Origin of the sequence: Amycolatopsis sp. cmx-4-54 (assembly GCF_046548895.1) — a bacterium.
Lineage (GTDB): Bacteria > Actinomycetota > Actinomycetes > Mycobacteriales > Pseudonocardiaceae > Amycolatopsis.
Genome location: NZ_JAEBEJ010000007.1, coordinates 354,659 through 377,570 on the forward strand (window position 1 = coordinate 354,659; position 22,912 = coordinate 377,570).

Below are 22,912 nucleotides of genomic sequence, written 5' to 3' on the forward strand. Positions count from 1 at the left end.
TCCCGGGGAAGGTCAGCGGTACTCCGGCGGAGGGGGCATGTTTCCACCGGGGGGCCGCTGGCCGGGATCCTGGTGCTGGGACGCCGGGCCCTGGCTGGGCGGGAACTGCTGGTGCTGGGCCGGCATGTCCGGTTCCGCGGCGTGGTGCCCGGCGGACACCGGCTGGTGGGCCGTGGTCCGCTCCGTCGGCACGTCACCCGAGCGGCCCGCGTCCTCACGTCCGCGCTGGTAGGCCTCGGCCTGCGCCTTCGCGGCGGGGATCTCCGCCTCGGCCCGGCCGAGCCAGGTCTCCCAGCGCTGCTGCATCGGCTTGATGAGGCCACCGCCGACACCGACGACGGCGATACCGCCGACCGTGGCGAGCACGGTGATCAGCACCGGCAGCGTGACCGCGGTGGCGACCCCGATCTGGTTCAGCGCGGCGATCGCGCCGAGGCCCCAGATGAACACCGAGGCTATGTTGGCGAGCACCTTGCCGTAGGAGACACCACCGAGGGCGTTGCCGACCAGGTCCTTGACCGCCTTGGCGATGGCGCCGGCGATCACCACGATGATGATCGCGACGATGGCGCGCGGCAGCCAGGCGACGATGTCGTTGAGCAGCGCGCTCACCGGGTTCGGGCCGAACACGCCGAACGCGAACTGCAGGGCGATCAGGAGGACCGCGTAGTAGACGATCTTGCTGATGATGTTCGACGCGTCGAACTGGCTGCGCGCGAGCATCTGTTTGAAGCCCCCGCGATCGAGTAGCCGGTTGAACCCGACCTTCTCGAGCACCATGCTCACGGCCTTCGAGAGCGCCTTGGCGATCAGCCAGCCGATGAACAGGATGACCAGGAACGCGAGCAGTTTGGGGACGAAGGTGGCGACCGAACTCCAGGCGCTCGACACGCCCTGACCGAAGTCGACGGCCGCCAGTGCTGATGTGGCCACTGGACTTTCTCCCTTCCCACCACTGGAGCTTCCAGACTGGTGGGAAGAGGGTGCCCGCCATTCGGGCGATCACACGTTAGGCCACCCGAACGGGTGGGGTCAGCTGCAGCAGCCGCCTCCGCAGCAACCGCCTCCGCCCGCGGGAACAGGGGCGGGACCGGAGGCCGACCCGGTCAGTGCGACGGTCGTCAGCAGTTTGACGGTGTCCTGGTGGCCCTCCGGGCACGGCGCGGGCGCACCGGACTCGCTCATCGGCCGCAGCAGTTCGAAGGTTCCGGCGCATTCGCGGCAGCGGTAGGCGTAAGTCGGCATGTCCGGCATTATCCCATCTCCTTCCGGCCGCCGGGATGGCAAGCTGGCACGGTGGAACTGCCTGTCGCGGCGGATGTGCCGCATCTCGGCCAAGTCGTCCCGTCCGTGCTCTCCGCCCTCGGCGCCGACGGGTTCGCGAACTCGCTCAGCCTGCCGGAGGCGTCCAGCGCCTGTGTCCTGCTCATCGACGGTCTCGGCTGGGAACTGCTGGCCGAGCACGCCGCCGACGCGCCCGTGCTCACCCAGCTGGCGAAGTCGCCGCTGCGGGTCGGATTCCCGGCGACGACGGCCGCCGGTCTCGGCGCGATCGGCACCGGGCTGGCGTCGGGCGAGCACGGCCTCGTCGGCTACAGCTTCGAGGTGCCGGGCGCCGGCGTGCTGAATGCGCTGCGCTGGAGCAGCCATGTGGACGGCGGCGACCTCCGCGGCGCGCTGCCGCCGCGCGAGGTGCAGCCGCTGCCGACGACGTTCGAACGCGCGGCGGCCGCCGGGATCACGACGAGCGTGGTGTCTTCGGCGAAGTTCGCCGACACCGCGCTCACCCGCGCGACGCAGTCCGGTGCGCGTTACGTGGGCGTCCACGCGCTCGGTGACCTGGCCGCCTGCGTCCTGCACTGCCTCGAAGCGCGGCCCGCGTTCTGCTGGGGCTACCACAGCGAACTCGACACGCTCGGCCACACCTACGGACCCGGTTCGGCGCCGTGGCGGATGCAGCTGCGGCAGGTCGACCGGCTGGTGGAGTCCATTGTGGACGGATTGTCGCCCGGCGCGCTCCTCGCGGTCGTGGCCGACCACGGCATGGTGGCGGTCGAGGGCGCGCTGGACATCGACGAGACCCCCGCGCTGCTCGGCGGCGTCCGGGCGATCGGGGGCGAGGTCCGGGCACGGCACGTCTACAGCGAACCGGGCGCGGAGGCCGACGTCCTGGCCGCCTGGCGCGAGGTCATCGGTGACCGGGCGTGGACCCTCCCGCGCGACGAGGCCATCGAGGCGGGCTGGTTCGGGCCGGTTTCGGACCGGGTGCGCCCGCGTATCGGCGACGTGGTCGTGGCGTCGAAGGGACGGTTCGGCCTCGTGCGGGAGCTGGCCGAGGCCGTCGAGTCCTCCCTGGTGGGCCAGCACGGCTCGCTGACCCCGGCCGAACAACTCGTCCCGCTGGTCCTCGCGCGCGGCTGACCCCCGCATTTCGTCCTCTGAATGCGGTCCTTGCGCGTGCAACTGCCGCATTCAGAGGACGAAATGCGTCAGGTGGGCTTCCTGGCCGAGAACTTCACGGAGCGCTTGGGCACGTGGTCGACCTGGATGTCGGTGAAACCGGCGTCGGTGAGGCGGGGCCAGAGCGAAACCGGGTCGAGGGCGTTCATCGTGTCGCCGATGTGGAGCAGCCGGAACGGCAGGCTCTCCAGGCTGTCGATCGCGCGAAGGACACCGCCGGGGCGGAGCACACGGAACGCCTCGGCGAAGATCGAGTCCTGCAACGCCGTCGTCGGCACGTGGTGCAGCATCGTGAAACAGACGACCGCCGAGAACTCGCCGTCCTCGAAGGGCAGCGCCGCTCCGTCCCCCTGGACGATCCGCACCCGGCCGTCGAACTTCCGTTTCAGGAGGTCCGCCGACGCCTCGTCGATCTCGACGGCCGTGAGCCGTGGAACGCGCCCGACGAGCGCGCGCGTGGTCGCGCCGAAGCCAGGGCCGATCTCCAATACGGAGTCACCCAGGTCGAAGCCGGCGACGTTGCCCGGCATCTCGTGAGCGACGGCTTTCGCCCACAGCGCGGAACTGCAGAGTTTGCGGTGCACCAGGTTCATCGGCATGAATCCGAAGCTAGCTTGACCGGTAGGCGATAGGCTGCCAAGTCATGTCGCAAATCGGACTCCTGCCGCCGATGTCGACGGCGATGGTGCTCGGCGAGATGGATCTGGCCGCGGGCACCTGGCTTCCGTGGCACGAGCATGACGGCCACCAGCTCGCGTGGGCGGCCCGGGGGATTTTGAGCGTGAACATCGGCGACCGGTACTGGGTGCTGCCGCCGACACGGGCGCTCTGGATCCCGGCGGGCGTCGTCCACCGGACCGGCGCCACCGCGCAAACCGTGTTGCGGGGGATCTACGCCGCCCACGACCGTTGCCCGGTGCACTGGCCCGAACCGACGCTCGTCGCCGTCCGTCCGCTGCTGCGGGAACTGCTCGAGCATCTCGGCGCCGCCGACCTCGGCGACGACGCGCGCCGCCGGGCCGAGGCCGTCGCCTTCGACCTGCTCGAACCGGTGGCCGTCGTGCCGATCACCGTGCCGATGCCGTCGGACGGACGTGCGCTGACCGTCGCGCGGGCGGTGATCGCCGATCCGGCGGATCGCCGCGGCCTCGCGGACCTCGCACACGACGCGGGCGCGAGCGAACGCACCCTCGCCCGCCTGTTCCTCACCGAGTGCCGCACGACGTTCGGCGCGTGGCGGGTGCAGGCCCGGCTGCGGGCTTCCTTGCCGCTACTGGCCGAGGGCATGCCGCTGACCGCGGTCTCCCGCCGGATCGGTTACTCCTCGCCGAGCGCGTTCGTCGCCGCCTTCCGCCGCTCGGTCGGTGTGACGCCGGGCGCCTACTTCGGTGGCTAGCCGCGTGTTACGCCTTCCGTCACGCGAGTTCCGTCTTCCGTCACGCGAGTTCCCGTCGTCCGTCACGCGAGTCGCGGCGCCCAACACGCGAGATCGGATGGCCGACGCGCGTGATCGGACGACCCATACCCGCGCCCGGTTCCACCACGTGCCGCCCCTCCGGTCGTGATGGCCACCGGATCACGCATGACGGCCGCCCGATCACACGTGATGGCCAACGGATCACACGTGATGGCCACCGGATCACATGTGATGGCCAACGGATCACACGTGTCGGCCACCGGATCACACGTGTTTGGAGGCGGAACTCGCGTGTTTGGAGGCGAAACTCGCGTGATTGGAGGCGCAACTCGCGTGATCGAAGGCGTAACTCGCGTGATCGGAGGCGCAACTCGCGTGTTCGACAGGCGGGACCGAACACCGAGCGAGCGGCATCACCCGGCATCCGGCCATATACCGTTTCGGGCGTGCCACGACGTAACCGGCCCGAACGCGGTGGACGCCCAGACCTCGGCGCGTCGACCGGCTGGGCGCGCTCCGAATCCGCCGCCGACGGCGACTGGCTGGTGCGCACCGTGCCCGGCGCGCAGGCCACCAAGGATTACCGCTGCCCAGGCTGCGACCACGAGATCCGGCAGGGCACCCCGCATGTGGTCGCCTGGCCCGCCGACGACACCGGCGGGGTCGCCGACCGCCGTCATTGGCACAAGGCGTGCTGGAGCGCGCGATCCCGGCGCCGTCCCGGGCGCTGGTGACTCAGCGCCGCATGTGCAGTGACGGCGCTCCTTCGAATTCCTCCTCCGTGTGGATCTTGAAACCGAGCCGCTCCGCGACCCGGACCGACGGCACGTTGGACACCATGATGTTGGCGATCACCGGGACCTCGGGGATCTCCCGCTCGGCCCATTCGACGACGGCGGCCGCCATCTCCGTCGCGTAACCCTTGCCCCAGGCGAACGGCCAGAAGCGGTACGCGAGGTTCAGCACGCGCTCGCCGTTCCATTCGTGATAGCGGACGCCGCCGAAGCCGACGATCACCTCGGGATCGGCCGAAGCGGACACCGTGAGATAGCCGAACCCGTGCTCGGCCCATTGCTTCATCCAGGCGTCGTACAGTTCCCGCGCGCCCTCGACGGTATGCGGTACGACGTTGAACTTGTTCGTCTCCGGATCGGCCTGCAGCGCGACGATGTTCTCGCGGTCCGCCTCGCGCAGCCTCCGCAGCAGCAGCCTCTCCGTCTTGATCTCTGTCAGCACGGATCCGACGGTAGCCCCAGGGTGCGACAGAATTACGTCATGAAGGATCTCCCGCTGGTACTGCTGCACGCCTTCCCCGTCGACGCTCGCATGTGGGACGCGGTCCGCGCGCCGCTCTCGGAACGCCTGCGGCTGATCACGCCCGACCAGCGCGGCCTCGGCCGCAGCCCGCTGCCGGAAACGGACCGGGAACCGGATCTGGACGACGCCGCCCGCGACGTCGTGGCGCTGCTCGATCGGCTCGGTCTCGACAAGGTCGTCCTCGGTGGCTGCTCGATGGGCGGCTACCTGACGATGGCGGTGCTGCGCCTGGCACCGGAACGAGTGGGCGGCCTCGTGTTCATCGACACGAAGGCGACGGCCGACGCCCCCGAAGCCGTGCGGACCCGGCATGACGTCGCGGCCAGGGTGGACGCGGAAGGCACCGGCTGGATGCCCGAAGCCCTCACGCCCGGCTTGCTCGCCGAAAAGGCCCGTCCGGAAGTGGCCGGACGACTTCGCGAACTGATCACGTCGCAGCCGCCGTCCGGCGTGGCGTGGGCGGCACGCGCGATGGCGGCGCGGCCCGATTCACTCGAAACGCTGCGTTCGGCGGACGTGCCGGCGTTGGTCGTGGTCGGCGAAGAGGACGGCCTCACTCCGCTGGAGGAGGCGAACACCCTGGTGGAAACGCTGCCGGACGCGACCTTGGTCGTGCTGCCGGACGCCGGGCATCTGACGCCGCTGGAGGATCCTGCCGGAATCGTCGAAGCGATCTTGGGCTGGTACCCGGTGTGAGAAACGTTTCCCTCGCCCCTTCCAAGGTATAGCGGACCCCGGGGCTTGCGGCAAGCCCCCATTCCCGGTCCACAATTCCCGCCTTCACGTTTTTGCCGAAGGGGGATTTCCATGCGTGTACTCCTGTCCACCATCGGGACGAGGGGTGAGGTGCAGCCGCTGGTGGCCTTGGCGGTGCGGTTGCGGGAACTCGGCCAGGGGGTCCGGCTTTGCGCACCGCCCGATTTCCGTGACTGGGCCGAAGGGCTCGGGATCCCTTTCGCGTCGCTGGGGCCGGAGCTCCGGTCGGCCGCGAAGCCGGATTCGGCCATGACCAAGGCGATGGCCACACCCGAGGGGCGCCGGAAAATGGCCGAGGCCATGGTCGTCGACCAGTTCGAGACGATGCCGGAAATGGCCGACGGCTGCGACGCCGTCGTCGCGGGAATGGCCTTGAACATTGCCGCCCATTCGGTGGCCGAGCGAAAAGGGATTCCCTATTTCTTCACCGCCTACTGCCCGCTAACGCTGCCATCACTGCACCATCGTCCGCCCGTTTTCCCGGGCTGGGCGCCGAAGAATCCTGATGCCGCCATCCCCGTCTTGTGGGCCGATGACGCCCAACGGTGGAACGAACAATGGGGCGGCGTGCTCGACGCGCGACGGAAACTGCTCGGCCTGCCACCGGTCGACGACGTCCGCGGGCATGTCTTCACCGAAAGCCCGTGGCTCGCCGCCGATCCGGTGCTGGCGCCGTGGCGCGGGCCGTCGGCGCTCGACGTGCACCAGACCGGCGCCTGGATCCTGCCGGACCACAGTCCGTTGTCCCCGGAGCTGGAGGCGTTCCTCGACGACGGGGAACCGCCGGTCTACTTCGGATTCGGGAGCAGCCGCGCCCCGGAGGAGATCGCGAAGGCGATGGTCGAGTCGGCGAGGGAGCACGGGCGGCGGGCGATCGTGTTCCGCGGCTGGACCGAGCTGGCGCTGATCGACGACGACCCCGACTGCATCGCCATCGAAGACGTCAACCAGCAGGCGCTCTTCCCGCGGGTCGCGGCGGTCGTGCACCACGGCGGCGCCGGTACGACGACGGCGGCGACGCGGGCCGGGGTGCCGCAGGTGCTCGTTCCGCAGATGTTCGACCAGCCCTACTTCGCGCGGCGTGTCAGGGAACTCGGGGTGGGGACGTCGATCGTCGGGGAGCCCTCCGCTGAAGCGCTGACGCTCGCTCTGGGCGAGGTGCTCCGCCCCGATGTCGCCTCGCGGGCGCGTCAGGTCGGCGGTGAGGTGCGGACGGACGGCGTGGACGTGGCGGCGAAACTCCTGCTGGACGCCGTCTAGCGGGAGAAGTAGCGCTCCAGGGCGGCTTCGGCCTCAGGGAGCCGCTCCGGGAACCGCCGCGCGATCACGAAGCGCCAAGGGACCTCGAACAACCGCCGCAACGCGATGAACGGCTCCAGCGCCGCGGGCGCCACATCGGCCGGGTACGCGGCCAAAGTCGCGTGCCCGGCCTCCGCGAAGAGCACGCCGAGGTCCCAGCCGAGCGGCCCGCGCCACGTGTCCTCGAAGTCGAGCCAGCACGGCCCGGCCGCTGTGGCGACGACGTTCCCCCGATGGGCGTCACCGTGCAGCGGACGCGGCTCGTCATCCGGCAAGGCCGCCGCCACCCGCTCGAGTTCTTCGTACAACCGGGGTGCCATGCCGCCCATGAGCGCACCGTGCCGGTCGAGCAACGTCCGGAGCTCACGGACGGGCCCGAGTTCGGGCAGTTCACCGGGGTAGTCCGCGAGCGCGGCGTGCACCCGGGCGAGCGAAAGCGCTACCTCGCGCGGCGGCAGCGTGTGCCCTGGCTCGTGCGGCGTGTAGTGCCAGAGAGTGACCGGGAGGCCGTGGGCGAAATGCGGGCCTGCCGGGGGATCCGTGGTGGGTGAGACGACGAGCACACCACGTTCCGTGAGGTACCTCGACAGCTCGACGTCACGCCTGAGCCAGTCTTCGGGCAAGGACCGCGCGAAGCGGGTCGTGCCGGGCACCCGCGCCACCACCGGACCCAGTCTCACCAGCACGTTCGACTTGAAATGCAGGACCTCGGGACTGCCGGTCGGCAGGCCGAACCGGTCACCGACGGCGACCGCCGCCGCCACTCCCGCACGCGTGTGTTCGTCGGTCACGGCCCGATCTTGCCAGCCGGTGCGCGCGACTGTCGGTAGTGAGGGCTACGATCCCCACTAGCCGCCGGAGTGGGTCGGAGAACCCGCCCGGCGACCGCAAATTGACCACCACAAGGTTTGAGTGTTGGAGGCAGGAGTGACGGCCGTAGCCCCCAAGCCGATCGCCACGCGCCCGTACCCCGCGCGCGAGTCGGTTAAGGGTTCGTACCTGCTGCGGTTGTTCCGCACGACGGACCACAAGCAAATCGGCATCATGTACCTGGTCACGTCGTTCGCCTTCTTCATGGTGGGCGGCGCGATGGCGATGCTGATCCGCTCCGAGCTGGCGCGTCCCGGGCAGCAGTTCCTTTCGCAGGAGCAGTACAACCAGCTGTTCACCATGCACGGCACGATCATGCTGCTGCTGTACGCGACGCCGATCCTCTTCGGTTTCGCGAACTTCATCCTGCCGCTGCAGATCGGTTCGCCCGACGTCGCCTTCCCGCGGCTGAACGCGTTCTCGTACTGGCTGTACCTCTTCGGCGGCCTGATCGTGATGTCCGGCTTCCTGACCCCGGGCGGCGCCGCCGACTTCGGCTGGTTCGCCTACACCCCGCTGTCGGACGCCATCCACTCGCCCGGCGTGGGTGCCGACCTGTGGATCTCCGGTCTGGTCGTCTCCGGTCTCGGCACCATTCTCGGTGGCGTCAACATGATCACCACGGTGATCTGCCTGCGCGCCCCCGGTATGACGATGTACCGGATGCCGATCTTCACCTGGAACATCCTGGTCACCAGCATCCTGATCCTGCTGGCGTTCCCGATCCTGACCGCGGCGCTGATGGGCCTGCTGGCGGACCGGCATCTCGGGGCGCACGTTTTCGACCCCGCGAACGGCGGCGTGATCCTCTGGCAGCACCTGTTCTGGTTCTTCGGCCATCCAGAGGTCTATATCGTCGCGCTACCGTTCTTCGGGATCGTGTCGGAGATCTTCCCGGTCTTCAGCCGGAAGCCGATCTTCGGTTACAAGGGCCTGGTCTGGGCGACGCTGGCGATCGCCGCGCTGTCGGTGGCCGTGTGGGCGCACCACATGTACGCGACCGGCGCCGTGCTGCTGCCGTTCTTCTCCTTCATGACCTTCCTGATCGCGGTCCCGACCGGCGTGAAGTTCTTCAACTGGATCGGCACGATGTGGAAGGGCCAGCTGTCCTTCGAGACGCCGATGATCTTCTCGATGGGCTTCATCGTCACGTTCCTCTTCGGCGGTCTGACCGGCATCATGCTGGCCGCGCCGGCGATCGACTTCCACGTGTCCGACAGCTACTTCGTCGTCGCGCACTTCCACTACGTGCTCTACGGCACGATCGTGTTCGCCACGTTCGCCGGGATCTACTTCTGGTTCCCGAAGATCACCGGCCGCATGATGGACGAGAAGCTCGGCAAGTGGCACTTCTGGACCACGTTCATCGGCTTCCACGCCACGTTCCTGGTGCAGCACTGGCTCGGCGCCGAAGGCATGCCGCGCCGGTACGCGGACTACCTGCAGTCCGACGGCTTCACCACGCTGAACACGATCTCCACGATCGGCGCGTACATCCTCGGTGCCTCGACGCTGCCGTTCATCTGGAACGTCTTCAAGAGCTACCGGTACGGCGAGATCGTCACGGTGGACGACCCGTGGGGCTACGGCAACTCGCTCGAATGGGCGACGTCCTGCCCGCCGCCGCGGCACAACTTCACCGAGCTGCCGCGGATCCGGTCCGAGCGGCCGGCGTTCGAGCTGCACTATCCGCATATGGTCGAGCGCATCCACAAGGAGGGTGAGATCGGCTTCTTCGGGAAGCAGAAGGTCAACTCCCACCGGGCGCCGTCCCAGGTGCTCACCGAGGCGGCCATGCCGGGTGATCACTCCAAGGACAACTCCAGCGAGAAGTGACCCGATAAGCGGAATCGGCGCGTGCCTTGCCTCACACAGGGGCAAGGCACGCGCCATTTTTTTGCTTTGATTCGACACAGCCGCGTTCGGCTGAAGGAGACTGACTTTCGTGACGCAGACACCAGTTCTCATCACCACCACCGGTCCCGACAAGCCGGGTGTGTCCTCGGTGCTGTTCGCCGTGCTGTCGCGCCACGACGTCGACATCCTCGACGTCGAGCAGGTCGTCATCCGCGGCCAGCTGGTGCTCGGCGTGCTCGCCGGCGTGTACCGCGACCCCGAGGGGTTGCAGGAGTACGTCGAGCAGGCGATGGCGTCGGTCGGGATGCAGGTCGACGTGAAGATCGGCTCGGCCATCGGCGCCGACCCGTTCGCCATCGGCCAGAAGGACTCGACACATGTCCTGCTGATGCTCGGCCGCCCGGTGACCGCGCGGGCGTTCTCCGACGTCGCGCGCCGTCTCGCCGCGCTGGACGTCAACATCGACTCGATCCGCAGTGTCGCCGACTATCCGGTCACCGGGCTGGAGCTGTACGCCTCGCTCGCCCAGGACACTCTGGAGGCCGACGCCGCGCTGCGCACCGCGCTGGCGGACGCCGCCGTCGAGGCCGGGATCGACATCTCGGTCGAGCGGGCCGGGCTCGCGCGCCGCGCCAAGCGCCTGGTCGTCTTCGACGTCGACTCCACGCTCATCCAGGGCGAGGTCATCGAGATGCTCGGCGCACACGCCGGCGTCGAACCGCAGGTCCGCGAGATCACCGAAGCCGCGATGCGCGGCGAGCTGAACTTCGGCGAGTCGCTGGAGCGCCGGGTCGCGCTGCTGGAGGGGCTCCCGGAGACGGTGCTGGACGAGGTCGCCGCGGCCATCGAGCTCACCCCGGGTGCGCGCACGACCATCCGCACGCTGAAGCGGATGGGCTTCCGCTGCGGGGTCGTTTCGGGTGGTTTCACCAAGATCATCCAGTCCCTTGTGGACGATCTCGGCCTCGACTTCGCCGCCGCGAACGAGCTCGAAGTGGTCGACGGCAAGCTGACCGGCCGGGTGGTCGGGGACATCGTCGACCGCGCGGGCAAGGCGACGGCGCTGCGCCGGTTCGCCGAGGAGTACGAGATCTCGCTGGCGCAGTGCGTCGCCGTCGGTGACGGGGCGAACGACATCGACATGCTCTCGGTCGCCGGGATGGGGGTCGCTTTCAACGCGAAGCCCGCGCTGCGCGAGGTCGCCGACACCGCGCTTTCCCACCCGTATCTCGACGCCGTGCTGTTCCTGCTCGGGGTCACCAGGTCCGAGATCGAGGCGGCCGACGCGGCCGACGGTCTCGAGTTTTCCCGGCCATGAGCGTGCTGGAGCCGCTGGCCGCGCGTTACGCGTACTGGCTGGGACTGCCTGCCGAAGACACGGAAGACACCTCCGACGAGGATCCCGCCGAAGTCCGAGCGATGCCGGTGATCCTGCGGATGGAACGCGCCGAACCGCCGTCGCGGACCGCGTTGCTGGAGGCCGCCGCGGCGGCCGCGGTCGCGGTCTGCCTCGACGAACGTGCCGAGCCCGAGGGCGAATGGCACGAGCCGCTCAAGGCGTGGGTCGACGGCCGGATCCGCAAGGTCGCCCGGCGGGCGCGCGGCGCGCACTGGCGGGCGGTCCAGGAACTGCCGGGGATCACGGTCGAGGTCGACGGCGCCGAGGCGCGGGCCTTGCTTCCCTGCCGCGTCGTCGAGACGCCGAAGGAGGTCTCGCGGTTGCAGATCTCCGGGAGCGAACTCCCGGCCGACGAGCCGGGGCCCGCGCCGGACGGTGTCCCGCGGCTGCTGCTGAACCCCGAGGTCTCGATGACCGTGGGCAAGGGCGCCGCCCAGGTCGGGCACGCGACGATGATCCTCGCTTCGCTGCTGGACGACGCCGAGCGGGCGGTCTGGGCCGAGGCCGGGTTCCGGTGCTCGGTGCGGACTCCCCCGGTCGCCACCTGGAAGGCGCTTTGCCCGGTCGAGGATCCCGAAGGTTCGTGGCGCCGTGACGGCGTCGTCGCGGTCCGGGACGCCGGGTTCACCGAAGTCGATCCCGGAACAGTCACGGTCATAGCCCAAAGGGCTTAACCTCCTATACTCCCCGCATGGGTGACCGGCTGATCGCCGGGCGCTATCGCTTGGAGGAGCGGATCGGCGCCGGGGGCATGGGTGTGGTCTGGCGTGCCACGGATCTGGATCTCGGCCGGGTCGTCGCCCTCAAACGCTCGCAGGCCGGGGACAGCGGCCAGATCCGGCGCGAGGCGCGGATCGGCGCGGGTCTGCATCACCCGAACGTGGTGACCGTTTTCGATGCCGTCATCGACGGTGACGACCGGTGGCTCGTCATGGAGTATCTGCCTTCGCGCAGCCTCGCCGACGTCATCGACGCCGACGGGCCGCTGCCACCCGGCAGGGTGGCCAAGATCGGTGTCCAGCTCGCCGCGGCGCTCGCGGCGATGCACGAGAAGGGCATGGTCCACCGCGACCTCAAACCGGGCAACGTCCTGGTGGCCGACGACGGTACGGCCAAACTCACCGACCTCGGCATCGCGCAGTGGGCGGAGGTGACCCGCACCGGTGGCGGCCTCGACGCCGGGACTCCCGGCTATGTCGCGCCGGAGATGGCCGAAGGGCGGCAGGCGGGTGCCGCGGCGGACGTGTTCTCGCTGGGCGCGACACTGTTCGCCGCCGTCGAGGGCACGTCGGTGTGGGGAGACGCGAGCGTCGGGCCGTTCGTCCAGCTCCGGCGGGCGACGTCGTACACGCTGGAACCGATCCGCCGGGCGGGACCGCTGGCGCCCGCGCTGATGGAACTGCTGCGGCGCAAACCCGCCGGGCGGCCGGACGCCGTCCGCGCCGCCGAACTGCTGTCCGAGGTCGCGGACGTCGTCGTTCCCGCGCGGCCGCGACGTTTCCGGGTGACCAAGCGCGCCATCGCGATCGCGGCGGTCGCGGCCGTCCTGATGCTGACCGGGGCCCTGCTCTACGCCGCGAAGGAACCCGCGTCGATCGCGGCGGGCCCGCCGTCCGAACCGGTCGGTGACCGGCGGACGGCGGACCCTTGCGCGCTCGTGGACCCGTCCGTGCTGAACCATCTCGGCACCCCTGAACTGGACGACGCCACCGGCAACTTCAACGCCTGCGGCGTCCTCCTGCGGCTGAGCGCCGACAAGGAGGACATCGTCGACATCCGGCTCGAACTGACGACGCCGACGTCACCGTTGCTGGACAAACCGAGGCCAGGGCAGCTGGTCGTGCGTGAGATCCCGAGCGACTCCGAAGACAAGTGCGCACGGGGTATCCCGCTGCCGGACGGCAACCAGGTGTGGGTGCACGCCCGGCACATCAAGAACTGGCACGCGCATCTGTGCGATTACGTCGATCCGGTGGCCACGCACGCGGTGAGCGTGCTGAACCGGGAACCGGTCGAACGGCGTCCCGCTCCCTTCCCCGCCGGTTCGCTCGGGACCCTCGACGCCTGCGCGCTGGGCGGGGAGCTGCCGCAGGCGATCGTCGGCGGCCCGGCCGCGCCGGATCCGGTGTTCGGCAACTGGGAGTGCTACTGGGATTATCGCGAGACCCAGGTGACGATCCGGTTCGAGCGAGAGCCGGTGCCGTTCGACGATCTCGACGACAGGCGGGTCGTTCTCGGATCGCGGGAAGCCTTCATCGAGGTCTCGGCCGAGTGGGAGGCTTGCCAGGCCGAGATCCCGCACCGGACCTTCGGCGGCAACGGGCGTGCCATGATCGAGACGGTGGAGATCTACGTCGGGGACAAGGTCAAGCAGCCGCAGGAGATGTGCCCGGCCGCGGAACGGCTGGCCGGCGAGATCGCCCCCAGGCTGCCGCCGCTCTGAAAGGGAGGCGGTGACACCTGCGTGAAACCGCCCCCTCGCCGTGGTGAGAGAAAGACCAGGCCGCGTCCCGCCGACGTCGATGACGGACGCGGGTTCGCGTACGGACACTGAAAGGGAAAACCGTGTCTTTGGAAGTCCAGCGCGACGGTGAGCACCGCTTCATCGGCCGCAACGAACGCGGTGCCGAGGTCGTGATCGGCCGCAAGGGCGCCGAGGGCGCCTTCTCACCCGCCGAACTGCTGCAGATCGCGGCGGCGGGCTGCTCGGCCGTCACCGCCGAGAACCTCATCACGCGCCGGATCGGGGAGGACTCGAAGTTCCGGGTCGGCGTGACCGCGGACCAGCGCGAAGGCGCTTCGGAGCTCGACGCCGTCCACGTGGCTTTCGACGTCGACGTGTCCTCACTCGCTCCTGAGGAGCGCGAGGCGCTCGCGGGAGCGGTGGACCGCGCCATCGAGCGGCTGTGCACGGTGAGCCGGACGTTGAAGAAGGGCATCCCGGTCACGGAGAGCTTCCCGGTCGAGTAGGTCTTCCGGATGCTATGAAAGGTCCTTTCCTTGCAAATTTTGCAAGGAAAGGACCTTTCATAGCGCTTGGCTCAGTGTTTGGCGGGGTGACCTTCGGCGCTCCAGACCACGTACGCCTCGTCGGCGTCGGTGGTCATGGCCTCGATGAACTTCTCGTTGTCGAAGCCGGGCAGCGTCTGCAACCGCTCGATCAGCGCGTCGGCGGCCGGGTCACCGCTGGGGATCGCCGTGCCCTTCCCGTCGGCACCGGCGAGCATGAAGAAGACGTCTTCCTTCCACGGGCCTTCAGGGATCACTCTGACCACCACCGCGGACAGCTCGGACCACGTGACGGCTTCCTCGCTGCCGTCCGCGAGCTGGCGCCGCACTCCGGTGTCATCGACGCTGACGGTCCGGGATTGTGCGTTGGGCGACTCGTGGGACAACCGGTTCTCCCTGTCTTCGGCGTTCCGTTAACGGTACTCGGCCGTGTTCCAGGCCACTCAGGCCGGGGCGGCGGCGTCGAGGCGGCGCAGCGCGTCGCGGGCGACCTTCGGATCCATGGTCGGCCAGAACGGCGGCAGCGAGGCACGCAGGAATCCGCCGTACCGGGCGGTGGCCAGCCGCGAATCCAGGATCGCCACGACGCCGCGATCGCTGACCGAACGGTGCAGCCGTCCGGTGCCCTGTGCGAGCAGCAGCGCCGCGTGCGTGGCCGCGACGGTGAGGAAACCGTTCCCGCCCCTGGCTTCCACGGCGCGTTGCCGGGCCGAGGAGACCGGGTCGTCCGGGCGGGGGAACGGGATCCTGTCGACCACCACGAGCTGGAGCGACGGGCCGGGCACGTCGACGCCCTGCCAGAGCGAAAGCGTGCCGAACAGGCAGGTGCGCGCGTCCTCGGAGAACTTCTGCACCAGCAGGCCGGTGGCGTCGTCACCCTGGCAGAGGATCGGCAGGTCGAGCCGCTCCCGCATCTCCTCGGTGGCCTGCTTCGCCGCGCGCATCGAGGAGAACAGGCCGAGTGTGCGCCCGCCCGCGGCCTCGATCAGCTCGGCCAGCTCGTCCATGGTCGAGGGCTGCAGCCCGTCCCGGCCCGGCGGCGGCAGATGCTTGGCCAGATAGAGGATGCCGTTGCGTTTGTGGTCGAACGGGGAGCCGACGTCGAGGCCGGTCCACTTCGGGCCTTCGCTGTCGTTACTGCCGTCGCTATCGGCCGGGACCGCCTTGTCCGTCGCCGCGCCAGGCGCCTTCTCCACCCTCGCGCCGCCGGGCGGGAGACCCCACTGCCGGGCCATGGTGTCGAACGTGCCGCCCAGGGTCAGCGTCGCCGAGGTGAGGACGGTCGTGTGCTGGTTGAAGACCCGCTCGCGCAGCAGACCGGCGACACCGAGCGGGGCGACCTTCAACGCGGGCGGACGCGGGTTCGTGGAGAAGCGGTCCCCGGTCAGCCAGACGACGTCGCGCTGATGCGCCTTGTCGTCGTCGAAGGCCTCGAGCAGCCGGACCGCGGTGTCGTGGACCTCTTCGAGCAGCGACCGCGCCAGCTTGCGGGCCGTGGCCTCGTCGACGTCCTCCTTGCGGTCCTTGCCGAGCGCGGTGAGGCAGCGATGCGCGGCGTCACGGACCGCGGGGATCGCGCCGGTGAGGGCCTGCGGCAGAGAGTCCATCCGGCCCGACGGCAGGTCGTCGAGGATCAGGGCCAGCCCGTCGCTCGCCTCCAGCAACTGGTCGGCCACCTCGTCGTCGACCAGTTTCCCGCAGCGGCGGGCGGCGGCGGAGACCATGCCGCTGGTCAGCTCGCCGGTCGCCACGGACGTCACGCGGTCCACGAGGTCGTGCGCCTCGTCGATGATCACCAGGTCGTGCTCGGGGAGCACCTGGTAACCCTGCAACGCGTCGATCGCCAGCAGCGCGTGGTTGGTGACCACGACGTCGGCCTTGCCCGCCTCGGCGCGGGACCGCTCGGCGAAGCAGTCCGTGCCGATGGGGCACCGTGAAGCGCCCAGACACTCCTTGGCGGTGACGGACACCTGGCGCCACGCCTGATCCGACACGCCGGGGACCAGCTCGTCGCGGTCGCCGGTTTCGGTGTCGGAAGACCATTCCCGCAGCCGCGTGACCTCCTTGCCGAGCCGGGAGACGGCGAACGGGTCGAACAGCTGCTGGTCTTCCGGCTCGTCCGGGGCGCCGGAATCGAGCCGGTGAAGGCAGAGGTAGTTACGGCGGCCCTTGAGGATCGCGAAGGTGGGCTCGCGGCCGAGGGGCTTCTTCAGTGCCTTCGCCAGCCGGGGGAGGTCCCGGTCGACGAGCTGACGCTGCAGCGCGATGGTGGCCGTGGAGACCACGACCGTGGCCTCCTTCTCGACCGCGTGGCGGATCGCGGGAACGAGGTAGGCCAACGACTTCCCGGTGCCCGTGCCCGCCTGGACGGCCAGGTGCTCGCCGGTGCGGATGGCGCGGCCGACGGCGTCCGCCATCTGCACCTGGCCCTCGCGCTCGGCACCGCCCACGGACTCGACCGCGTGGGTCAGGAGTTCGAGGACACCGGGGAAGTCAGCACGGGAGGGCACGGGACAAGACGATAGCCGGGGGCACCGTCAAGATCGTCCGCCCCGTGCAATGAAGGGGCCTTTCATAGCAAAATTTGCTATGAAAGGCCCCTTCATTGCAGCTCATGGAGCTACGAGTGGACCGGTCACGACTCCTCGCGGAAGCGCGAAACCAACGCCCAGGTGGCCGGAAGCAACGCCGCCGCGACGGCGATCTTCAGCGCGTCGCCGATCAGGAACGGCACGACACCCTTCGCGAGCGCGGTCGACAGGCCCATGCCGGTCGACGCCATCAGCCACGGCACGCCGATCGAGTAGATGGCGAGGTTGCCCAGCACCATCGTCCCCGCCATGCGCAGGGGCGTGCGGTCACCGCCGCGGCCGGCGAGCGCGCCGACCAGCGCGCCCGCGAGCACGAAACCGACGATGTAGCCGGCGCTGGGGCCGAACAGACCCGAAGAACCGTTCTGGAACCAGCCGAAGCCGGCAGCGCCGACGGCGAGGTACAGCACCATCGACAGCGCGCCGCGCTTCCAGCCGAGCGCGGCGCCGACCAGCAGGGCGGCGAACGTCTGGCCGGTCATCGGCACCGGGGAGCCGGGCACCGGGATCAGGATCTGCGCGGCCGCACCGGTCAGGGCGGCACCACCGGCGACCAGGACCGCGTCACGGACCAGTGCGCCGGGAACGAGGTCGGCGAGGACCGGACGGGGGCCGGCCACGGACAGCGAAGACACTCAGACCTCCTATGAGTACACGAATGTGAACCGAGGTTAACGTCAGAAGACGGGGCGTGGACCGAATGTCGGCCACCTCACGATCCACTCGACCGGGTGGCGTGACCCTGCACGGGCGTGGCGGTTGGTGGAGGCTGCCGGACATGAGGAAACCCGTTTCGAGGCTGTTGTCGGTGACGATGCTGACCGGGGCGCTGGTGACGGGAGGTCCGGCGGTCGCGTCGGCCGGTCCCGCGCCCGCGACGGCGTCCGCGTCGGTCGGTTCGCTCGACGTGGAGATCGGCGACGAGCACGTCGTCACCGGCGAGCTCGCGCCGTGCGACGTCGACGGTCACTTGACCGCGAAGACCCAGGGCGGCGTCACCGGTGACTTCGCCCGTTTCGGCGGGGGCGAGTCGCGCTGCGGCCGGAACGGTGACGTGGCCATCGGCGAGGCGGCCGGGCGGCGATTCGAGACCACCCTGCTCAAACGCTTCGGCGGGCCCGTGATCAAGGTCCGCACGTACATGGCGAAATGCAGCACCACCAAGGACGGCAGCCTCGGCTACATCGAGTTCGGCGACGTCACCGGGTTCACGCTGCCGGAGACCATCCCGCAGAACTACCGGCTGACCATCGCGGGCGGCAAGGGCGGGACGGCACTGGCGTTGCTCACGGTCAACGAGACCGTCACGCCGACACCGCCCGACGGGAGCCTCGTGACGCACATGCTGCACATCAAGCTGTTCCCGCAGGGCGGCGGACCGGCGAAGGGCGACATCTACCTCGGGACCGCGCGCTGCGACCCGTACGGCAAGAAAAAGCCCTGATCCTGTTCCGCGAAATGCGTCAGGTGCGCGAGACATACTTCGCGGCCGCGGCGACGAACTCACTCGCGCGGGTCGCGAGGTCCGCCAGCGAACCACCGGAGGTGAGCGCGTCACCGAGCAGCGGCGTGGCGGCCGCGACGGCGATCGAGCCCGACTTGAGGTACTTCGCGACGTCGGCGAGATGGACGCCGCCCGTCGGGACGAGCGGGATGTCCGGCATCGGCGCCCGGACCGCCCGCAGGTAGGCGATCCCGCCGACGGCCGCGATCGGGAAGACCTTCACCGCCGCCGCGCCGAGCCGCCACGCCTGGTCGATCTCGGTCGGCGTCAGCGCGCCGCAGACCACCGGCAGCCCGCGTTCGTGCGCGCGCTCCATGACCAGCGGGTTCACCGTCGGCGTGACCAGGAACGTCGCGCCCGCGTCGGCCGAGATGTCCACATCGGACACCTCGCGCACGCTCCCGGCGCCGACGTGCGCGTCGTCGCCGAGCTTCTTGCGGATGGTCGAGATGGCGTCCGTGGCGCCCGGCGTGGTCAACGCCGCTTCGAGCACTCGTACGCCCGCCGCGTGCAGCACCGTGGCGGCGTCGGCGAACCGGCTCGCGTCCGCGGCCCGCAGGATCGCGACGAGCCGGTTTTCGATCAGGGTGTCCTGGAGGTCGTGCTGGATCATGCGGTCGGGACCGGCGCCTTCCCGGTGTAGGTCACACCCGCCTCGTCGAAATCCTTGAGCGCGGCGTCGACCGTCGGCTGCGAGCCGCCGACCGTGAGGTCCAGCAGCACCCGGACCTTGAAGCCCGCCTTCGCCGCGTCGAGCGCCGTCGCACGGACGCAGAAGTCGGTCGCGATGCCGACGACGTCGACCTCGGTGACGTCGTGCTCCTTCAGCCACGCGTCGAGCGTCTTGCCGTCGCGCGCGTTGCCTTCGAAGCCGGAGTACGCGGCGGTGTACTCGCCCTTGGAGAAGACCTCGCGGATCGGGACCACGTCGAGCGCGGGGTGGAACGACGCCCCGGAAGTGCCCGCGACGCAGTGACGCGGCCAGCTGTCCTTGAAGTCCGGCGTCTCGCTGAAGTGATCGCCCGGGTCGATGTGGTAGTCACGGGTGGCGACGACGTGCGTGTAGCCGCCTTCCACGGCCCGTTCGGAGATCGCTTCGGCGGCGGCGGCGCCACCGGGCAGGCCGAGCGACCCGCCTTCGCAGAAGTCGTTCTGCACATCGACCACGATCAAGGCGGTCCCCATGTGTTGCTCCTGAGTTCTCTTCAGACGAATACGGTCGGGATTGCGGGCTCCCCGTGCGAGAGCTTGAGGCCTTCCCACGGAAGGGTCACCAGCGCACGCCGAAGCCGCTGGCGCGCGTCGTCCAGCGTGGGCAGATCATCCACCGTCCGGCCGTCCCGGACCAGCGGAATCTGCAATTCGTGGTCGTTCGGTTCCCGTTCCGGTACCGCTGAGTCGGCGGTCCAGATCACCTCTTCGACGGCGGTGCCGGTCTCCCGGTGCCGCCGCAGCACGGATTTCCTGCCGCCGCGCGATTCCTTGTGCGCGCTGCGCTTGGCGACCGGCCTGCCGTCGACCTCGACGAGTTTGTAGACCATCCCGGCGGTCGGCGCGCCGGAACCGGTGACGACCGAGGTCCCGACGCCGTACGCGTCGACGGGTTCCGCCCGCAACGCCGCGATGGCGTGCTCGTCGAGGTCTCCCGACACCACGATGCGGGTGTCCTTGGCGCCGAGGGCGTCCAGTTGCTCGCGGGCCTTGCGCGCCAGCGGGCCCACGTCGCCGGAGTCGATGCGGATCGCGCCGAGTTCGGTCCCGGCCACCCGGACGGCCGTCTCGATGCCCTTGGTGATGTCGTAGGTGTCCACCAGGAGGGTGGTGTCGGTGCCCATCTTGTCCACTTGCGCGCGGAACGCCGCCTCTTCGCTGTCGTGCAGCAACATGAACGCGTGCGCGACGGTGCCCCGCGTCGGGATGCCGTAGCGGCGGCCGGCTTCGAGGTTGGAGGTCGTGGCGAACCCGGCGAGGTACGCGGCCCGCGCGGCGGAGACGGCGGCGTACTCGTGCGTGCGGCGGCCGCCCATCTCGATGATCGGCCTGCCGTGCGCGGCGCCCGACATCCGCGCCGCGGCGGACGCGATCGCGCTGTCGTGGTTGAGGATCGAGAGAATCAGCGTCTCCAGCACGACGGCCTCGCCGAAGGAGCCGGTGACGGTCAGGATCGGGGAGCCGGGGAAGTAGAGCTCGCCCTCGGCGTAACCGTCGATGCTCCCCGAGAAGGAGTAGTCCGCGAGCCACGAAAGGGTGGCGTCGTCGACGACGGCCGTCGCTTCCAGCTGGCTCAGCTCGGCGTCGGTGAACCGGAAGTCCGCGATCGCGTCGAGGACCCGCCCGGTGCCCGCGACGACGCCGTAGCGGCGGCCGTCGGGCAGACGACGTGCGAAGACCTCGAAGACGCACGGCCGGTCCGCCGTCCCGTCGGACAGGGCGCTGGCCAGCATGGTCAGCTCGTAGTGGTCGGTGAGCAGCGCGGTGCTGGCGCCAGTGGCCGCCTCGGGGAAACCCATGGCACCAGCCTATTCACCCACATGGCCGGACCTGCCAGCCCATACCGGAACCGGCCCGTGACACCATGGAGTGCATGTCCACGCCTGTCGCATCCGAGCAGACGCAGGTTGATCCACAGGGAGTAGAGGTCGTCTCTGAGGACAAACCCTGGCGGACGGTCGTCTGGAACGATCCGGTGAACCTCATGTCGTATGTGACGTACGTGTTCCAGAAGCTGTTCGGCTACAGCCGGGACCACGCGACGAAGCTGATGCTCGACGTACACCAGAAGGGCAAGGCGATCGTGTCCTCCGGTTCCAAGGAGAAGGTGGAGGCCGACGTCGCGAAACTCCACGCCGCCGGTCTCTGGGCGACGATGGAGCAGCCTTCATGAACGGATGGCGCCGCAAGGGCGACACCATCGTCGCGGGATTCGAGCAGCAGGAGGCCGCGGTCCTGCGCGGCCTGGTCAGCCAGCTGGAGGACATGCTCACCGCGCGCGCCGAGGAGGCGCCTCAGGACGAGCTGGCGGAGCTGACCGGGATCCGGATGGGCCCGACCGAATCGCCGGACGACCCGGTGCTTTCGCGGTTGCTGCCGGACTTCCACAAGCTGGACCCGGACAACCCGACCCGCGAGGACATCGACTCGGCCGCCGCGATGCGGTCGATCCACGAGCCCGAGCTGCTGGACAAGAAGGTCGGCGTCGCGAAGATCGTGCTGGACACCCTGCCGCGTGACGGCGGGAACGTGCGGCTGACCTTCGAGCAGGCCGACGCGTGGCTCGGCGCGCTCAACGACGTCCGGCTGGCGCTGGGCACCGCGCTCGACGTCACCGAGGACATGCCCGACGAGCTGCCCGAAGACGATCCCCGCGCGCCGCATCTCGGCGTCTACCACTGGCTGACCTGGGTGCAGGAGACCCTCATCCAGTCGCTGACGTCATGATCACCGACGTCCCCGGGGTACTGGTCGGGCACCACGAGCGGGTCGGCGACGGCTGGGCGACCGGGACGACGGTCGTACTGGTCCCCGGCGGCGCGGTCGGGGCCGTCGACCAGCGTGGTGGTGCGCCCGGAACGCGCGAGACCAACCTGCTGGAGCCGGAGAACCTGGTCCAGCACGTCAACGCGATCTGCCTGTCCGGCGGGAGCGCGTACGGCCTGGCCGCCGCGGACGGTGTCATGCGCTGGCTCGCCGAGCGGAATCTGGGCATTCCGGTCGGCACCGAACCGCACGAGGTGGTGCCGATCGTTCCCGCCGCGGTGTTGTACGACCTGCCGCGCAGCGAGTGGGGAAACCGTCCGGACGCCGCCTTCGGTTATGCGGCCTGCGAAGCGGCTGTCGGGGGTCCGGTCGCGCTCGGGACCGTCGGTGCGGGAGCCGGGGCGAAGGCGGGATCACTCAAAGGCGGGATCGGGACGGCCTCGGAGAAGGTCGGGGAGTTCACGGTCGGCGTCGTCGCCGCTGTGAATGCCGCCGGCGAGGCCGTGGATCTCTCGACCGGTCGCGCGTTCGCGGCGGATCACGAGGTCGACGGCGAGTTCGGCGTCCGCTGGCCCGATCGGCCGGGCGACGTCGAGGCGAAGGCGGCGGGCCTCAACACGACCATCGGTGTGGTCGCGGTCGACGCGGCGCTGTCCAAGGCGGAGGCGCGGCGGCTCGCGGTGGCCGCGCAAGACGGTCTCGCCAGGGCCGTGCGGCCCGCGCACACGATGTTCGACGGCGACACGGTGTTCGCGCTGGCGACCGGCGACCGGGAACTGCCCGGCGGCGCGGGTCCCGTCGCGGCGGCGCGGCGCGCGATGGTGCTGGACACGCTGTGCTCGGCGGCCGCGCGGGTCTTCGGGCGGGCGATGGTGCACGGTGTGCTTTCGGCCACGTCGGCGGGGGACATGCGCGCGTACCGCGACGTCTGGCCCGAAGCGTTTTCCTGACCCTGC

The 22,912-nt window shown here is 69.8% G+C and carries 25 protein-coding genes; 14 read left to right on the forward strand and 11 right to left on the reverse strand.

Translation table 11 applies throughout. The features are described from left to right. Positions 1 to 12 precede the first annotated feature (12 nt). The gene (locus ACLJQ7_RS25090) at positions 13 to 933 is read right to left on the reverse strand and encodes a mechanosensitive ion channel family protein (RefSeq protein ID WP_410650603.1); all 921 of its coding nucleotides are present in this window, start codon (positions 931 to 933) and stop codon (positions 13 to 15) included. A gap of 99 nt (positions 934 to 1,032) precedes the next feature. Continuing rightward, entirely contained in the window at positions 1,033 to 1,245 is a 213-nt protein-coding gene (locus ACLJQ7_RS25095; protein WP_038508997.1) for an FmdB family zinc ribbon protein, read from the reverse strand. A gap of 51 nt (positions 1,246 to 1,296) precedes the next feature. Between ACLJQ7_RS25095 and ACLJQ7_RS25100 the strand changes: the two genes are divergently transcribed. Continuing rightward, a complete protein-coding gene (locus ACLJQ7_RS25100; protein ID WP_410650604.1) occupies positions 1,297 to 2,421 on the forward strand; it encodes an alkaline phosphatase family protein in 1,125 nt (374 codons plus the stop codon). 68 nt (positions 2,422 to 2,489) lie between these two features. Here the strand turns inward: ACLJQ7_RS25100 and ACLJQ7_RS25105 are convergent, their stop codons facing one another. Beyond that, a complete protein-coding gene (locus ACLJQ7_RS25105) occupies positions 2,490 to 3,053 on the reverse strand; it encodes a class I SAM-dependent methyltransferase (RefSeq protein WP_410650678.1) in 564 nt (187 codons plus the stop codon). 50 nt (positions 3,054 to 3,103) lie between these two features. Between ACLJQ7_RS25105 and ACLJQ7_RS25110 the strand changes: the two genes are divergently transcribed. After that, positions 3,104 to 3,856 (forward strand): AraC family transcriptional regulator, encoded by a 753-nt coding sequence (locus ACLJQ7_RS25110; protein ID WP_410650605.1) that lies wholly within the window; start codon positions 3,104 to 3,106, stop codon positions 3,854 to 3,856. A gap of 467 nt (positions 3,857 to 4,323) precedes the next feature. Further along, a complete protein-coding gene (locus tag ACLJQ7_RS25115) occupies positions 4,324 to 4,611 on the forward strand; it encodes a hypothetical protein (protein ID WP_125785093.1) in 288 nt (95 codons plus the stop codon). A 1-nt stretch (position 4,612) separates the two neighbouring features. Here the strand turns inward: ACLJQ7_RS25115 and ACLJQ7_RS25120 are convergent, their stop codons facing one another. Then, positions 4,613 to 5,113 (reverse strand): GNAT family N-acetyltransferase, encoded by a 501-nt coding sequence (locus tag ACLJQ7_RS25120; protein WP_410650606.1) that lies wholly within the window; start codon positions 5,111 to 5,113, stop codon positions 4,613 to 4,615. A gap of 39 nt (positions 5,114 to 5,152) precedes the next feature. On the opposite strand from ACLJQ7_RS25120, the gene ACLJQ7_RS25125 reads away from it, so the two are divergent. Next, the gene (locus tag ACLJQ7_RS25125) at positions 5,153 to 5,890 is read left to right on the forward strand and encodes an alpha/beta fold hydrolase (protein ID WP_410650607.1); all 738 of its coding nucleotides are present in this window, start codon (positions 5,153 to 5,155) and stop codon (positions 5,888 to 5,890) included. A 111-nt stretch (positions 5,891 to 6,001) separates the two neighbouring features. Then, positions 6,002 to 7,210: a glycosyltransferase gene (locus ACLJQ7_RS25130; protein ID WP_410650608.1), complete on the forward strand. Its 1,209-nt coding sequence runs from the start codon at positions 6,002 to 6,004 to the stop codon at positions 7,208 to 7,210. On the opposite strand, the gene ACLJQ7_RS25135 is transcribed toward ACLJQ7_RS25130, so the two are convergent. Continuing rightward, on the reverse strand, positions 7,207 to 8,040 hold the full coding sequence (locus ACLJQ7_RS25135) for a phosphotransferase (protein ID WP_410650609.1): 834 nt from the start codon (positions 8,038 to 8,040) through the stop codon (positions 7,207 to 7,209). The genes ACLJQ7_RS25130 and ACLJQ7_RS25135 overlap by 4 nt on opposite strands. A 136-nt stretch (positions 8,041 to 8,176) precedes the next feature. Here ACLJQ7_RS25135 and ctaD point away from each other — a divergent pair, with 136 nt between their 5' ends. From ctaD to ACLJQ7_RS25160, 5 genes are all read left to right on the forward strand, one after another. Further along, a complete protein-coding gene (gene ctaD / locus ACLJQ7_RS25140; protein WP_410650610.1) occupies positions 8,177 to 9,955 on the forward strand; it encodes a cytochrome c oxidase subunit I in 1,779 nt (592 codons plus the stop codon). Between the two features lie 109 nt (positions 9,956 to 10,064). After that, a complete protein-coding gene (gene serB / locus ACLJQ7_RS25145) occupies positions 10,065 to 11,294 on the forward strand; it encodes a phosphoserine phosphatase SerB (protein WP_410650611.1) in 1,230 nt (409 codons plus the stop codon). Beyond that, positions 11,291 to 12,049, forward strand: coding sequence for a peptidyl-tRNA hydrolase (locus tag ACLJQ7_RS25150; RefSeq protein ID WP_410650612.1), 759 nt, complete (start codon positions 11,291 to 11,293; stop codon positions 12,047 to 12,049). Before serB ends, ACLJQ7_RS25150 begins: the two co-directional genes overlap by 4 nt. A gap of 17 nt (positions 12,050 to 12,066) precedes the next feature. Beyond that, complete coding sequence (locus tag ACLJQ7_RS25155) at positions 12,067 to 13,818, forward strand: serine/threonine-protein kinase (protein ID WP_410650613.1); 1,752 nt, start codon at positions 12,067 to 12,069, stop codon at positions 13,816 to 13,818. Between the two features lie 122 nt (positions 13,819 to 13,940). Continuing rightward, positions 13,941 to 14,345 (forward strand): OsmC family protein, encoded by a 405-nt coding sequence (locus ACLJQ7_RS25160; protein WP_410650614.1) that lies wholly within the window; start codon positions 13,941 to 13,943, stop codon positions 14,343 to 14,345. Positions 14,346 to 14,416: 71 nt separating this feature from the next. Here the strand turns inward: ACLJQ7_RS25160 and ACLJQ7_RS25165 are convergent, their stop codons facing one another. The 3 genes from ACLJQ7_RS25165 to ACLJQ7_RS25175 form a co-directional block, all read right to left on the reverse strand. Next, positions 14,417 to 14,770 carry a hypothetical protein gene (locus ACLJQ7_RS25165; RefSeq protein ID WP_126732697.1) on the reverse strand — a complete coding sequence of 118 codons (354 nt, stop codon included), beginning with the start codon at positions 14,768 to 14,770 and terminating at the stop codon, positions 14,417 to 14,419. Between the two features lie 57 nt (positions 14,771 to 14,827). Next, positions 14,828 to 16,894, reverse strand: coding sequence for an ATP-dependent DNA helicase (locus ACLJQ7_RS25170; RefSeq protein ID WP_410650615.1), 2,067 nt, complete (start codon positions 16,892 to 16,894; stop codon positions 14,828 to 14,830). A gap of 125 nt (positions 16,895 to 17,019) precedes the next feature. Then, the gene (locus ACLJQ7_RS25175; protein ID WP_410650616.1) at positions 17,020 to 17,610 is read right to left on the reverse strand and encodes a biotin transporter BioY; all 591 of its coding nucleotides are present in this window, start codon (positions 17,608 to 17,610) and stop codon (positions 17,020 to 17,022) included. Between the two features lie 143 nt (positions 17,611 to 17,753). Here ACLJQ7_RS25175 and ACLJQ7_RS25180 point away from each other — a divergent pair, with 143 nt between their 5' ends. Then, positions 17,754 to 18,419, forward strand: coding sequence for a hypothetical protein (locus tag ACLJQ7_RS25180; RefSeq protein WP_410650617.1), 666 nt, complete (start codon positions 17,754 to 17,756; stop codon positions 18,417 to 18,419). A 19-nt stretch (positions 18,420 to 18,438) separates the two neighbouring features. Here ACLJQ7_RS25180 and ACLJQ7_RS25185 read toward each other — a convergent pair whose 3' ends face one another. Genes ACLJQ7_RS25185 through ACLJQ7_RS25195 form a run of 3 tightly spaced genes read right to left on the reverse strand, consistent with a single transcriptional unit; the run spans position 18,439 to position 20,989 of the window. Further along, positions 18,439 to 19,092 carry a bifunctional 4-hydroxy-2-oxoglutarate aldolase/2-dehydro-3-deoxy-phosphogluconate aldolase gene (locus tag ACLJQ7_RS25185; protein WP_410650618.1) on the reverse strand — a complete coding sequence of 218 codons (654 nt, stop codon included), beginning with the start codon at positions 19,090 to 19,092 and terminating at the stop codon, positions 18,439 to 18,441. Beyond that, a complete protein-coding gene (locus ACLJQ7_RS25190) occupies positions 19,089 to 19,664 on the reverse strand; it encodes an isochorismatase family protein (RefSeq protein ID WP_410650619.1) in 576 nt (191 codons plus the stop codon). The genes ACLJQ7_RS25185 and ACLJQ7_RS25190 overlap by 4 nt, the downstream gene beginning before the upstream one ends. Positions 19,665 to 19,684: 20 nt before the next feature. Further along, positions 19,685 to 20,989, reverse strand: a complete 1,305-nt coding sequence (locus ACLJQ7_RS25195) for a nicotinate phosphoribosyltransferase (RefSeq protein WP_410650620.1) — start codon at positions 20,987 to 20,989, stop codon at positions 19,685 to 19,687. Positions 20,990 to 21,063: 74 nt separating this feature from the next. Between ACLJQ7_RS25195 and clpS the strand changes: the two genes are divergently transcribed. The 3 genes from clpS to ACLJQ7_RS25210 are packed head-to-tail and all read left to right on the forward strand — an operon-like array spanning position 21,064 to position 22,906. Continuing rightward, positions 21,064 to 21,363, forward strand: a complete 300-nt coding sequence (clpS, locus tag ACLJQ7_RS25200) for an ATP-dependent Clp protease adapter ClpS (protein ID WP_410650621.1) — start codon at positions 21,064 to 21,066, stop codon at positions 21,361 to 21,363. Further along, positions 21,360 to 21,917 carry a DUF2017 domain-containing protein gene (locus tag ACLJQ7_RS25205; protein ID WP_034308812.1) on the forward strand — a complete coding sequence of 186 codons (558 nt, stop codon included), beginning with the start codon at positions 21,360 to 21,362 and terminating at the stop codon, positions 21,915 to 21,917. The genes clpS and ACLJQ7_RS25205 overlap by 4 nt, the downstream gene beginning before the upstream one ends. Further along, positions 21,914 to 22,906, forward strand: coding sequence for a P1 family peptidase (locus ACLJQ7_RS25210; protein ID WP_410650622.1), 993 nt, complete (start codon positions 21,914 to 21,916; stop codon positions 22,904 to 22,906). Before ACLJQ7_RS25205 ends, ACLJQ7_RS25210 begins: the two co-directional genes overlap by 4 nt. The last annotated feature ends 6 nt before the right edge of the window (positions 22,907 to 22,912 follow it).